The following is a 13,658-nucleotide window of genomic DNA, read 5'->3' as shown; positions in this document are numbered from 1 at the left end:
TTGAAGAATTATCACCGGTGAGTCGAGGGGGCGTCTATCGTGCTACGGAAATAGCCACACGTGACCGCGGAACGACTCTAATGATCGCAAAAAATCGCGCCGGCGCCCTGGGGTTGACATTGTCACTCCGAGTATGGGAACCTGTGCCCGTTAGCTCCAAAATTCGCGCTGACGAGAACGGCTCTTGGGACCGAGGGCCGCGCATTTACCGCGCAAGGATCATGGAATGATCATCTGCCGGACGCCATACCGCATTTCCTTCTTCGGCGGCGGGACCGACTACCCGGGCTGGTACCGTCAGCACGGCGGTACCGTGCTCGCTACCGGCATCGACAAATACTGTTACCTCACGTGCCGGCACCTGCCGCCGTTCTTCGAGCACCGCATCCGCATCGTTTACCGGCAAATCGAAACGTGCTCCGCGGTGGACGAGATCAACCACCCGGTGGTCCGCGAAGCGCTCAAGTTCCTCGAAATCGATCGCGGCGTCGAGATCCACCACGACGGCGACCTGCCCGCGCGCAGCGGAATGGGGTCGAGTTCCGCGTTCACCGTGGGCCTGCTCCACGCGCTCCACGCGCTCCGCGGGGAGATGCCGACCAAGCACCAGCTCACCAAGGAAGCGATCCACCTCGAACAGAACGTTCTGGGCGAAACGGTCGGGTCGCAGGACCAGACCATCGCCGCCTACGGCGGGCTGCGCCACATCCGGTTCCAGACCGACGGCGAAATCGAAGTGTCGCCGGTGGTGCTCCCGGCCGGGCGCATCGCGGAACTGAAGTCGAACCTGATGCTCGTCTACACCGGCATCGCCCGCACCGCGGCCGACGTCGCCCGGAGCTACGTCCCGGGGCTGGAGAGCCGCCGGCGCCAGTTGCGGATCATGAAGGAGATGGTGGACGAGGCCATCGAGATCCTGACCGGCGGGGTGAACCTGATCGCGTTCGGCGAACTGCTGCACGAAGCGTGGCTCGCCAAGCGCAGCCTCAGCGCGGAAGTCTCGAACGCCGAGGTGGACGGACTGTACTCCGCGGCACTCGAGGCCGGGGCCATCGGCGGGAAACTCACGGGGGCGGGCGGCGGCGGGTTCCTGTTGTTGTTCGTCCCTCCGGAACGCCAAGCCGATGTACTCGAAGCGCTGAACGGCTGCGTTCACGTCCCGTTCGAGTTCGAGTCGGCCGGTAGCCAGATCATCTTTTACGAACCCGGCACGGACTACGAAGCCGCCGACCGTGCACGCGGCCAGCGCCGGCGCACGTTCAAAGAACTGACCCGCCCCGCACTCAGCGCGGAGGCACAATGAACCGCGACGCTCGTATTTTCGTCGCCGGTGGCGACACGCTCCCGGGACGCGCGCTGATTGATCTGCTGCGTGCGGAGGGGTTCACGAATCTGGTCGGCGCCGGGGCGGACGAGCCGAACCCGACGCGGCCCGCGGCCGTTGAATCGTTCTTCGCCGCTGCGAAGCCGGAGGTCGTGTTCCTCTGTGCCGGCAAGTCCGGCGGGATCGGGCTGAACCGCTCGCATCCCGTCGAACTGATGCGCGACAACCTGCTCACGACCACAACCGTCCTCGATGCCGCGCACCGGTACGGCGTGTCGAAGCTCCTGTACCTCGCGAGTTCGTGTGCGTACCCGAAACACGCGCCGCAACCGCTCGCGGTGGAGTCACTCGGCACGGGACCGATGGAGCCAACGAGCGAAGCCTATTCGACCGCCAAATTCGCCGGCTGGAAGCTGTGCGAAGCGTACCGCCGGGAGTACGGGTGCCGGTTCATCACCGGGTTCCCGGCGAACGCCTTCGGGCCGAACGACGATTTCAGCGCGGACGGTGGACACGTCATCCCGGCCCTCATTCGCCGGGCACACGACGCGAAGAAGCAAAACGCGCCGGAACTCGTGGTGTGGGGGAGCGGAACCCCGCGCCGGGAGTTCGTGTATTCGCGTGACCTCGCCCGAGCATGCCTCTTTGTCACGGAGAACTATGAGGGCGTGGAGCCGATCAACCTCGGCGGCGGCACGGACGTGAGCATCGCGGACGTGGCCCGAGCGGTCGCGGACGTGGTCGGGTTCCGCGGGCAACTCCGGTTCGACGCGACGCAACCGGACGGCGCCCCGCTCAAAGCACTGAACTCGGCACCGCTCCTGGAAATGGGCTGGCGACCGGAAACAGAGTTCCGCGCCGCTCTCGCTGAAACTTACGCCTGGTTCCTGCGCCACCACACCACGGAAATCAGTTCCAAGTTCCACGTTTCAAGTTCCGTGTCGAGAGGGCGCTGAGAACGTCTGCTTGAACTGTGATTAGTTGACTTGAAACTTGGAACACGGAACTTGGAACTCACGAGAGGACACCGGACATGCACGCCAGGCTATTTCGATCGCTGTACCGCATTCGCCGGGTCGAGGAGGAAGTCGCGCGCGTCTACGCGACGGACAAGATCAAAAGTCCGGTCCACCTCTCCATCGGTCAGGAAGCCGTTTCGGTCGGCGTGTGCGACGCCCTTCGCGCGGACGACGTGGTGTTCGGCACCTACCGCGGGCACGCACTGTACCTCGCCAAAGGCGGGGACATGAACGCGATGGTCGCGGAACTGTACGGCAAGGTGACCGGCTGCACCCGCGGTAAGGGCGGGTCGATGCACCTGATCGACACCGAGTGCGGGGTGATGGGCACGTCCGCGGTGGTCGGCACGACGATCGCGAACGCCGCCGGGTACGCCTACTCGCTGAAGCTCCGCCGATCGGACGCGGTCGTGGTGTGCTTCTTCGGCGACGGCGCCACGGAAGAGGGCGTGTTCGCGGAAACGCTGAACTTCGCCGTTCTGAAGCGCCTGCCGCTGCTGTTCGTGTGCGAAAACAACGGCTACGCGATTCACACGTCCCAGGCCAAGCGCCAGGGGCTGCCCGACATCTGCGCCCGCGCACGGGCTTACGGCATGCCGGCTGAACGGCTCGACGGTAACGATGTACTGACTCTTCGCGACAAAGCCGAAAGTGCCATCGCCAAACTGCGAGCCGGCGAAGGGCCGCAATTCATCGAAGCCACGACGTACCGGTGGCGCGAGCACGTCGGCCCGGGCGCGGACTACCACCTCGGCTACCGAGAGAAGAGCGAATGCGCGCCGTGGGAAGAGAATGATGCGGTTCGCGTACTGGCCGAACAGATCCCGACCGAACAGCGCGCCGTAATCGAGGCCGCGGTGGAGCGCGAGATCACAACGGCGTTTGAATTCGCGGAAACCAGCCCGTTCCCGCACCCGTCCGAACTCATGACCGACATCTTCACGGAGGACGCCAATGATTTCGCCGCTTGCCAAAGCTAAATCGCCCCAGGCTCTCCGCGAGAGCATCAAGACGACCGAGCGCACGCGGACGTTCGTGGAAGCCGTCCGCGAGGCGACCGACGAGGAAATGGGCCTCGACCCGAACGTCGTGCTGTTCGGCCTGGACGTGGACGACCCGAAGGCCATTCAGGGGACGACCCAGGGGCTCGTGGAGAAGTACGGCGCGGAGCGCGTCTTCGGCACGCCGCTCTCGGAAGACGCGATGACCGGCGCGGCCATCGGGATGGCCCTCGCCGGGCTGCGACCGATCCACGTCCACATCCGCATGGACTTCCTGTTGCTCGCGGTGAACCAGCTCCTCAACGTGGCCGCGAAGAGCCGGTACACCTACGGCGGGCGCGTGAACGTGCCGCTCGTGGTCCGGGCGATGATCGGCAAGAGTTGGGGCCAGGGGGCGCAGCACTCGCAGGGGCTGCACAGCTTCTTCATGCACGTCCCGGGGATCAAGGTTGTGGCGCCGTCCACCCCCTACGACGCGAAGGGCTGCCTCACGGCCGCGATCCGCGACGACGACCCCGTGCTGTACGTCGAGCACCGGCTGCTGCACTTCCAAAAGGGACCGGTGCCGACCGAGTCGTACACCGTTGAGCCGGGCAAGGCCCGCATCGCGGTGGCCGGCGACGACGTGACGATCGTCGGCATCTCCTACATGCAGGTGGAAGCTCTGCGTGCCGCGAAGTACCTGGAAGACGTGGGCATCCGGGCAGAAGTCATTGACCCGATTTGGCTGAACCCGTTAGACACCGACACCATCGCGGAGTCGGTGCGGCGCACCGGGCGGCTCCTCGTTGTGGACACCGGGTGGACGAATTGCGGCGCGGCCGCAGAAATCGTCAGCCGCGTGGCCGAACGGTTGCAAGGCGAGCGCGCTTTCCGTTTCAAACGTATGGGGTTCGCTCCGACAACGTGCCCGACGACGCCGGGACTCGAAGACCTGTTCTACCCGAACGCCCGGACCGTCGCCGCTGCTGCCCGCGATCTGGTCGAGGGTCGTGCGTGCAACTGGCTCCCGACCGAGCGCGCGGACCTGCGGAGCATCGAGTTCAAGGGACCGTTCTAACCGACCTGTCGTAGCGAGCTGACGAGCCGCGACCGCAAGGGAGCGGTGGCGCATCCCGCTCCCTTGCGGTCGCGGCTCGTCAGAGCGTTGATGGCCTTGCCGCTCCCTTGCGGTCGCGGCTCGCTACGAGAAACAAAACAATCCCCGGCACGGGCAAGAAGGTCCGTGCCACATGCAGCCGAATGTAGTCGAACATCACGGAGGATCAGCGTGCCGACGACCAAATCCGCCACCGCTCCGGCCAAACTGAACTGGCCGTTGATGAAGAACAACATCGCCCGCGAAGACCTGAACGCGGTCATCGACCTGCTCCAGCAGGACGATCCGATCCTCACGCAATCGAAAAACGTGCGGGCCTTCGAGGAAGAGTGGTCCCAGTGGCTCGGAGTGAAGCACAGCGTCTTCGTGAACTCCGGGTCGTCGGCGAACCTCGTCACGATCGCGGCGCTGAAAGAGCTTCACCCCGAGGGGGGCGAGGTGATCGTCCCCGCGATTACCTGGGTGTCGGACATCGCGGCCGTGTTGCACTGCGGGTTCACGCCGGTGTTCGCGGACATTGACCCCCGCACCCTGGGCATGGACCCCGACCAGATCCTGGCAAAAATCACCTCGCGCACGCGGGCCGTGTTCCTCACACACGTGCTCGGGTACAACGCGCTGACGCGCCCGCTCCTGGACCAACTGAAGACCCGCGGCGTCCCGCTCATCGAAGACGTGTGCGAGTCGCACGGGGCGACGTTCGAGGACCAGAAGCTCGGCACCTTCGGGTGGGCGTCCAACTTCTCCTTCTACTACGCGCACCACCTCAGCACCATCGAAGGCGGGATGGTCTGTACGGACGACGAGAACCTGTACGAAGCGGTGCGGATGTTCCGGGGTCACGGAATGGTCCGCGAGCTGAGCAGCGACAGCCGGAAGCGGGACTTTGTGGAGCAGTTCCCGGACCTGAACCCGGACTTCATCTTCGCGTTCCCCGCGTATAACGTTCGCAGCACCGAAGTCAACGCGGTCATCGGGCGCTCGCAGTTGCGCCGGCTCGACGACAACAACCAGCGCCGCACCGCGAACTTCATGCTGTTCCTGCGGAACCTCGACCCCACGCTGTACCGCACCGACTTCCGCACCGAGGGGAGCAGCAACTACGCCTTCACGCTCGTTCTTAGGGAACCGGACCAAGCCCTGTGCGACCGGGTGACGACCGCGCTCCGCGCGAGCGGCGTGGAGTTCCGGCGCGGCACGGCCGGGGGCGGTAACCAGCTCCGCCAGCCGTACCTGCGCCGGCTCCTGGGTGACGACGCCTGGAAGCAGTGCCCCCTGGCGGACCACGTTCACTTCTTCGGCTTCTACATCGGCAACTACCCGACCCTGGAAGCGGACCGCATCCTCCGGCTGTGCGACCTGCTGAACGGCCTCGCGCGCTGAACACCCTCAAACGCGGAACCACCATGACGGCGAACCGACTCGATATCGTTCTGATCAACCCGAGCAGCCGAACGCAGGTGTACCAGTCGCTCGGCACCGACCTCGCGGCCGTGGAGAACCCGGTGTGGGCCGGGCTGATGGCGACGTTCTGCCGCCAGCGCGGGCTGTCGGTCGAAATCATCGACGCGGAAGCCGAGTGCCTGTCCGCGTCGGAAGTCGCGGACCGCGTCGCGTACCTCAAGCCGGTACTCGCGGCGGTGGTGGCCTACGGGCACCAGCCGTCGGCTTCCACGCAGATCATGACCGCGGTGGGCCGCGCCTGCTCCGCGATCAAAGTGACCGCACCGGACCAGCCGGTGTTGCTGTTGGGCGGCCACGTCGCGGCCCTGCCCGAACGAACGCTCCGAGAAGAGGAAGCCGACTTCGTCGCGGCCGGCGAGGGGCTTTACACGCTCGTCGGGCTCGTGGAATCACTGAAGTCCCCCGCGCCCGATTTGAGTGCGGTCCCCGGACTTTGGTACCGCGACGGCACGCGCCTCTGCAAGACCGCGCAAGCCCCGCTGCTCACTCGGCTCGATGCGGAGATGCCGGGCATCGCGTGGGACTTGCTCCCGATGAGCCGGTACCGCGCGCACAACTGGCACTGCCTCGGCGGACAAGAACGCCAGCCCTACGCGGCGATCTACACCACTCTGGGTTGCCCCTACCAGTGCTCGTTCTGCTGCATCCAGGCGCCGTTCAAGAACGGCGAGGTCGGCGCGCCCGGTGAAAAACAGCCGCCGAACAGCTACCGCTTCTGGAGCGTCGACCACGTCCTGGCGCAGATCGACACACTCGTGAACAAGCACGGCGTGCGGAACATCAAGATCGCCGACGAGATGTTCGTGCTGAACAAGCGACACGTCGTCGGCATCTGCGACGGCATCATCGCCCGCGGCTACGATCTGAACATCTGGGCGTACACCCGTGTGGACACGATCAAGGACGGGATGCTCGACAAGCTGAAGGCGGCCGGGTTCAACTGGCTCGCGGTCGGCATCGAGGCCGGGGCCGACCGGGTGCGCACCGATGTGGATAAGGCGTTCACGCAAGAGCAGGTGTACGGGATCGTGCGCCAGATCCAATCGGCCGGAATCAGCGTCATCGGGAACTACATCTTCGGCTTGCCGGAAGACGACCACGCGACCATGCGGGCGACGCTCGATCTCGCGCTCGATCTGAAGTGCGAGTTCGCCAATTTCTACTCGGCGATGGCGTACCCCGGTTCGCCGCTGTACGCGCTCGCGCTGCGGCGCGGGGTGCCGCTGCCGCAACGGTGGACCGGCTACTCGCAGCACTCGCGCGACTGCCTGCCCCTCCCGACACGATACCTGCCGGCGCGCGAGGTGCTCAAGTTCCGCGACGCGGCTTTCTTGAAGCACTACACGGACCCGGGGTACTTGCAGTTGATCGAGAACCGGTTCGGTACGAAGTCGGTGGAGGACATTCGCCGCATGACGGCCCACCGGCTCGAACGCGACCTGCTCACCGGTGCGCTCGACGTTCCGCCGACGCTCCTCCCGGCAGACAACACGGTCAGTGCTCCCGCACCTGAAGTGCTCCAACTCACCCGGCGCTAGGCTCGTTCGGACCGGCACTGGGCGAACGGCCGGTGTAAGCCGGCCGGTGAGGACGCCAACCCACCCGCGAGTGTTAACGAGCGGGCGGTACTTTCAGATCTTGATCGTGTCGATCCTGTCAAAAACTCTTCGCGGCTCTCACCAGCCGGCTCACGCCGGCCGTTCACCCGGACTCATCTCCGTCCGATTCGGCGCACCCATTTGAGCGGTTTGCCCAGCACCGAGTACGCGCGATCGGCGAGCTTATGGCGGCGCGGAGGCTGTGCGTTCTGCATGTACTCGAGCTGCTGGTGAAACCCAAGGAGCGCCGTCCACAGCGCGAGCGCATCGGCAGGAGGAAGTGTGCCCGGGTTCGCGAACTGACGCAGCACCCGCTGGTGGTTCGCGAACCAGTTCGTGCTGCGCGAGAACCCGCCCGGGCGGTGCCGGTAGTAGAACAGATGCTCCGGCACAACGCCGATCTTGTGCCCCGCGTGGACCAGTTTCACGAACGCTTCCCAGTCCTCGCACGACGTTCCGCGATCGGTTTCGTACCCGCCCACAGCCTTCAACGCAGCGGTACGGAAGATCGCGTTCGCGTCGCCGTACACGTTGCGGATACCGGCCAGAGCGTGCGGCCCGCCCACCGGTCGGTGCGCGTAGAGGTAACGTTCGGGGTGCAGGTTGGGTGCGTCGACATCGAACGCGAGGAAGTAACACGTCATCGCTGACAGCCCCGGATTGCGCTGCATCCCGGTGACGAACCGCGCGATCATGTCTGGGCGCGCGAGATTGTCTGCGTCGACGGGTACGAAGAATTCGCCGGTGGCGAGTTCGAGGCACCGGTTCCGAGTTGCTCCGATGCCGGCATTCTCTTGGCGGAGGAACCGGTACGCCGGGTACCGCGCCCGCATCGACTCGAACACTTCGACCGAAGCCACGTCCGTCGAACCGTCGTCGATGGCGATGACTTCGATGTTCGGGTACGTTTGAGCCGCAAGCGTGGCGAGCGTGTCCGGAAAGTAGCGACCGAGGTTGTGGTGCGCGATCGCGATCGTCACGAGCGGTAAGGCGCTCGCGTTGGGATTAGCAACCGCGGGCGACCGGCTGTACCCAACCGCAGAAGTCACGGCATCTGGTCGAATGGCCCACCCGTTCCGTCGCACAAACGCAGCCAGTGCATCGTCCGGCACGCACTGAATATCGGCACCCTCGAAGGCGAATCGTTCGAGATAATCGCCCTCCACCGCAGCGAAGTCCGAGGGCCAACGCTGACGACTTTCGCGATCGCGTTGTGTGCTCCCGTCGAGCCGCACGGCCAGCGCCACGTCCGTGAGCGCCAGCCCCGCACACTTCGCCTGAACCGCTCTCGCGCCCAATCCACCGCGAGCGCTGAACTCGATGACATCGAAGTTGTGTTCGCGATGCAGCCCTTCGACCGCGTGGCGCGCCAACTCCGAGCGCTCCGCGGGTCCGTCGCCGTGAAGTTCGTGTACACGAAAATCAGCCGGTGGCTCGATCGCGGTGAGGTCGGTGTAGCCGATACCAGCCGCGCGCAGGCGCGTTGCAACACCAGCTTCAGTTCCCGCACACGCGAGGACGTGAACAGTCCAACCGTTTTGAAGCAAATCGCGCAGAGCCGGGGCGTCGGTAATCAGGCCGCTCGGGTCGTCGACGACGAGGCAGGCGCGCCCGCGAACCGGCGGCGAATCGTTTGGAAACACGCCAGAGACTCCTGAATCACCTCGTCGGTGTTGAAGTATCGGTACTGCGCGAGCCGCCCGCAGAAATACACGCCGTTCCGCGCCGTTTCCGCTTCCGCCAGTTCGCGATACCGGGCGTACAGGGCCGCACTCTCGCGGCGCGGAACGGGGTAGAACGGCTCGCCCGTCGACGCGGACGTTTCATAACTCACTACCGTTTCCGAATGCCGCTGACCGGTAACGTGTTTAATTTCCACCGACCGCGTGTAATCGAAGTCGTTCGGGTAGTTGATCTGCACACAGGGCTGCCGCCATTCGGTGGCGTGCGGCACGAACTCGAACCGGAGCGAGCGGTACGGCAACTTGCCGAGCCGGTTCCCGAAGTATTCGTCGACGGGACCGCAATACACGGTCGCGCACCGCGGGCGGATCAGGTCACGCACTTCGGTGAAATCACAGTTCAACAGCGTGCGGATTTTGCGGTGCCGCAACATGCGCGCGAACAGTGCGGTGAACCCACCCTTTGGCATCATCTGGAACCGGTGCCCAACGTATCGGGCGTCGCGGTCCAGGCGCACCGGGACGCGCCCGCACACTTGCGGGTCGAGGTCGCGCGGGTGAACGCCCCACTGTTTCAGCGTGTAGTTCAGGTAGAACGCTTCGTACAACTCGCGACCGACGCGACTCAGTACGAATTCTTCGGAGTTCGCCGGGTTCGCGATCGGCACGCGCCGGGCGGCCAGGAGTTGCTCCGCGGCTTCCGCATCGAGCGGCTGACCGAAGAACTGCTCCAGCGTGGTGAGGTTGATCGGAAACGGGAATGATTCCCCGCGAACGTGTGAGCGCACCTCGTAATTCGCGGGGATGAACTCCGTGAACCGGGATAGGTAGCGGAGCAGTTCTTCGTCGTTCGTGCGGAAGTAGTGCGGGCCGTAATTGTGAACGAGAACCCCGTTGGACGCCGGTGAATCGTGGCAGTTTCCCGCAATGTGCGCGCGCCGATCCACGACGAGCACCTTCCAGCCGAGCACCGTGGCCGCGCGCTCCGCGATCACGCACCCGACCGGCCCCGCCCCGCACACCAGAAGGTCCACATCATCGAGCACAGCGATCCCTCGTTCACCCGCGGGCCTTATCGAAGGCGTTTTTGAGAGCGGTGTTCCACTGATGGGGGGTGAATCGCGTCTGCACGTCCGCGCGGGCCGCGTGTCCGAGCCGCCGGCGTACCGCGCGCTGCTCGATCAACAGCGACACCGATTCGATCAACCCGTCGACCACTTTCTTGTCCGCTGTGTACATCGGACCGTAGTTCTCGCGGAGCACACCGGCCTCGTGGTCGGCCCACGATACCTGCCCGTATCGACCGGGAACGATCAGCCCCGTGCGCCCGTGCTCGACGTACTCGTCCATTCCCCATCCGTCGGAAACCACCACCGCCTGCCCGTAAGACATTGCTTGGAGAACCGACACGATGTGAATGCGCGCGGCCGGGAGCAAATAGATGTGCGATTCGCGCTGAAGCTCTGTCATCCGCTCGACGGGGAGGAACCGGTCGATCACTCGAACCCAGCCCGATTCCAGAATGCGGTAGTAGCGCTCGTCGAGCCGCGGAAGGCCGGAACGGATCGTGAGCCGAAGTTGCGGGTAGCGTCTGCGAAGCACGTCGAACGCTTCCAGCACATCCAACCCACCGCGAAGGAAGAAGCTGTCACGATTCTGGTGCCAGGAATTGGTGAACAGTAGGTTCACCGTGCCGTCTTCGTCGTGCGTTTGCCACTCGTCCGGCAGTTGGACGCCGAGCGGAGCATACGTCACCTTCCGGGCGATCGTTTCGCTACGGAACAGCGCGGGAATCATGTCCGCCGTGGACCGCATGTGCGTCACGATCCCGCGGCAGTTCTCTGCTTCGAGCAGCGCCTTGACGGTAGCGAAGTACGGCGATCGCTGGACATCCAGCCCGGCCGTCTGGCCGTTCTGAATGAACGGGTAGAACAGCGTCGTCGCGTCCTCGATTTCGATCACCCACGGGTTCTGACCATAGGTGAAGGGCACGCTCGTCAGAAAGGCGAGTTCCGCCCGCCGCGGCGCCATGACCTGTGACTGGAAGTTCCGGGAGTGCGCGAACCGCACCGCCGGCATCACGCGACCCGTTTGGCGAATCAGCCCGACAATCAGCCGCACGCACCAAAACAGCGTAACGAGACTGCGAATCGCCCCGAACCGGAATGCCGTCTGTGCGAACACGGTCACCGACATGCCGAGAGTAGAGAACGTCCGCGTGATTCGCTGACCGCGAGTTAGCGGTAGTGTCTCGTCGTCGGCTGTGGCGCGACCGGAATGAACGAACTTGTAGCCTGCTGGGGGAGCCTCTGTGTGTCCGAAGAGTGGATGCGTTCCGCAATTCCCGAACCGCTTGAAGACCGGCAGCCACCCGAGAAACTCGACCGGTGTGGCGGCTCGCGTCGCACGAACGGAGTCGATTGTTTCTTCCGGCGGCGGGGGCACGGACTTGTGCGAGGTGGCGCTCACGGAGTTCCTTCTCCCGCGCGGGGTGCCCATCACGATGATTGAATCACTCGGGACGGAGAGCCTAGCCCGGTTGTTCGCGCGGTGTCAAGATCGGCCGGCCGGGGAGTCGCTTCCGGAGCGCCTGAATGATTCCTCGTGCGCTCTTGTGTCGGGCGCGTCCGAGCGCGGCCAAAGCGTTTCGCACAGCTTCCCAAGATGCCATCCACCAAGGGGTTCGCACGACGAGTTGCCGGCCGGGGGTGCGAATATCGAACGACAACGTCACGGCCTCGAGTGTCGCGCGTCGCACCCGTTCACTCTCGGGATCGGTCCGCGCTTCAATCGCCGCACGCACGCGAAGCGCGAGTTCTTTACGCTTCGGAAGCAGCGTATCGAACCGCGGCGCGTCCAGAGCCAGAATCACGGGATCGGACATGTACACCAAACCGGCTTCGGGGTGGTGAACCGCGTTGTCGTGCTCGAACACCACGTCCGGCAAATACACGACGCGCTGGGTACCGAGCACGGCCAACAGGTTGAACACATCTTCAATATGGTCGTCGATCCGGTAACGCGCGTACTCGGGCGGGCAAATCCCCCCGACCAGTTCGCAAAATGCACGCGAGGTGAGCGGGAACGTGCAAAGGTGGTCCCGCATCAGCGTATCGTTGACGTGGACCAACACGAACGGATCGGGGAACCGGTGGAAACAGTTCAACGCGATCGCGTCCCATCCGGGGGTCCGCACAATCACGTCGTCGTTGAGCAGCATCACATAGTCGCCGGTGGTCGCCTCGAACCCGGCACTGTTCAGCGCGCCCATCGTTAAGCCCGGTGGCACAACGACGGGGCGCACGCTCAGTTTAGGATGCTCAACGAGGCTCGCCGGGTCGTCCGCGTCCACCACGAGCACGACTTCGATCCGCTCCGGGTGGTACGCGGTCCGCGCCACGCTGTCGAGGAACCGGCGAAGCTTTTCGCCGCGCCCGCGGGTCGGGACGATGAGTGAGAAACTCGGTCGCATGCGGTTCCCGTTACGCAGTTCTCGTCAGGCCATCGTCGGGTCGACGGTGAACCCGCGGCTCAGCCCCTCGTAGTGGAACATCCGCACGTGCGGGGTCACAACAATCGACCGCCCCTTCGCGCGAATCCGGCGGCACAGGTCCGCGTCGTTGAGCGAGAGCGGGAGGTTCTCGTCGAACCCGCCCACGTCCTCGAACACATCTCGGCGCACGAGCATACAGGCAGCCGTCACCGCGGGAACGGTCCGCACGATCCGCAGTTCGCCGTCCGCACCGGGTTCATCTTCCGGGTGGCCACGGTAGGGGTGAACCCAGGTGCCGTCGCTGCGTGGGAACAGGCCCGCGTGCTGAATGGTGCGGTCCGGATACAGCAGCGTCGCACCCACAGCGCCCACCGCGGGATCGGCCGCCAACAGCAGGAGGCGCTCGATCCAGTCGCGCGTGAACACCTCGGTGTCGTTGTTGAGGAACAGGAGGTGATCGCCGGTCGCCCGCGCGACACCCGCGTTACACAGGAGCGAGAAGTTGAACGGCCCGGGACAGCTCACGAGGCGCACGTTCTGGCGCGCCCCGATGCTGGCCAGCAAGCGCCCGGTCCGCGGGCTTTCGCTCCCGTTATCGACGAGCACGATCTCGGTGTTGCGGAACGTGCTCCGGCGCAGGCTCCGCAAGCAGTTCCGCAGCAATTCGGGGCGATCGCGGAACGGGATGATGAGGCTCACCCGGGCGTCCGGCACCGTCGTTTCCGGCCCGCGGTACGGCTCGGCCTTCTCGGTGATGAACTTCGGAACGATCGCGGGGTGCGGGATGAACCGCCGCAGTTGCACGCGGAGCCACTCCGCGGCCTTCGCGAACTTGGACCCCTGCAACCCGTTCAGGTCGTTCTGAAGGAGTTCCGCGCGCTGCCACTCGTCGTGGTACCGCTTGTTCAGCAGGTGGATCAGCCCGGCATACGGGTTCCGCCGCCGGCGCCGCCGACGGGATACGCGATCGTGCATCGG

At 65.0% G+C, this 13,658-nt stretch carries 11 protein-coding genes; 6 read left to right on the top strand and 5 right to left on the bottom strand.

Annotated features, from left to right (window positions below; genetic code table 11):
* The first annotated feature begins 226 nt into the window (after positions 1-226).
* The 6 genes from J8F10_RS03005 (at position 227) to J8F10_RS02980 (ending at position 7,445) form a co-directional block, all read left to right on the top strand.
* Positions 227-1,303, top strand: a complete 1,077-nt coding sequence (locus tag J8F10_RS03005; protein ID WP_210652402.1) for a GHMP family kinase ATP-binding protein — start codon at positions 227-229, stop codon at positions 1,301-1,303.
* Entirely contained in the window at positions 1,300-2,280 is a 981-nt protein-coding gene (locus J8F10_RS03000) for a GDP-L-fucose synthase family protein (protein WP_210652401.1), read from the top strand. The genes J8F10_RS03005 and J8F10_RS03000 overlap by 4 nt, the downstream gene beginning before the upstream one ends.
* A 77-nt stretch (positions 2,281-2,357) precedes the next feature.
* A complete protein-coding gene (locus tag J8F10_RS02995; RefSeq protein WP_162668930.1) occupies positions 2,358-3,323 on the top strand; it encodes a thiamine pyrophosphate-dependent dehydrogenase E1 component subunit alpha in 966 nt (321 codons plus the stop codon).
* Positions 3,298-4,404: an alpha-ketoacid dehydrogenase subunit beta gene (locus J8F10_RS02990; RefSeq protein WP_210652400.1), complete on the top strand. Its 1,107-nt coding sequence runs from the start codon at positions 3,298-3,300 to the stop codon at positions 4,402-4,404. The genes J8F10_RS02995 and J8F10_RS02990 overlap by 26 nt, the downstream gene beginning before the upstream one ends.
* A 210-nt stretch (positions 4,405-4,614) precedes the next feature.
* Positions 4,615-5,826: a DegT/DnrJ/EryC1/StrS family aminotransferase gene (locus tag J8F10_RS02985; protein ID WP_210652399.1), complete on the top strand. Its 1,212-nt coding sequence runs from the start codon at positions 4,615-4,617 to the stop codon at positions 5,824-5,826.
* A gap of 23 nt (positions 5,827-5,849) precedes the next feature.
* The gene (locus tag J8F10_RS02980) at positions 5,850-7,445 is read left to right on the top strand and encodes a B12-binding domain-containing radical SAM protein (protein WP_210652398.1); all 1,596 of its coding nucleotides are present in this window, start codon (positions 5,850-5,852) and stop codon (positions 7,443-7,445) included.
* 173 nt (positions 7,446-7,618) lie between these two features.
* Here the strand turns inward: J8F10_RS02980 and J8F10_RS02975 are convergent, their stop codons facing one another.
* From J8F10_RS02975 to J8F10_RS02955, 5 genes are all read right to left on the bottom strand, one after another.
* Entirely contained in the window at positions 7,619-9,148 is a 1,530-nt protein-coding gene (locus J8F10_RS02975) for a glycosyltransferase family 2 protein (RefSeq protein WP_210652397.1), read from the bottom strand.
* Positions 9,079-10,233: a UDP-galactopyranose/dTDP-fucopyranose mutase family protein gene (locus J8F10_RS02970; protein ID WP_210652396.1), complete on the bottom strand. Its 1,155-nt coding sequence runs from the start codon at positions 10,231-10,233 to the stop codon at positions 9,079-9,081. Before J8F10_RS02970 ends, J8F10_RS02975 begins: the two co-directional genes overlap by 70 nt.
* Before the next feature lie 13 nt (positions 10,234-10,246).
* Positions 10,247-11,383: a glycosyltransferase gene (locus tag J8F10_RS02965; protein ID WP_210652395.1), complete on the bottom strand. Its 1,137-nt coding sequence runs from the start codon at positions 11,381-11,383 to the stop codon at positions 10,247-10,249.
* A gap of 334 nt (positions 11,384-11,717) precedes the next feature.
* Positions 11,718-12,659 (bottom strand): glycosyltransferase family 2 protein, encoded by a 942-nt coding sequence (locus J8F10_RS02960; protein ID WP_210652394.1) that lies wholly within the window; start codon positions 12,657-12,659, stop codon positions 11,718-11,720.
* Positions 12,660-12,683: 24 nt separating this feature from the next.
* The gene (locus J8F10_RS02955; protein ID WP_210652393.1) at positions 12,684-13,655 is read right to left on the bottom strand and encodes a glycosyltransferase family 2 protein; all 972 of its coding nucleotides are present in this window, start codon (positions 13,653-13,655) and stop codon (positions 12,684-12,686) included.
* Positions 13,656-13,658 lie beyond the last annotated feature (3 nt).

This window comes from Gemmata palustris (assembly GCF_017939745.1).
Lineage (GTDB): Bacteria > Planctomycetota > Planctomycetia > Gemmatales > Gemmataceae > Gemmata > Gemmata palustris.
Note: the sequence above shows the minus strand (reverse complement) of the source record. Positions and strands in the feature narration are given on the sequence as shown.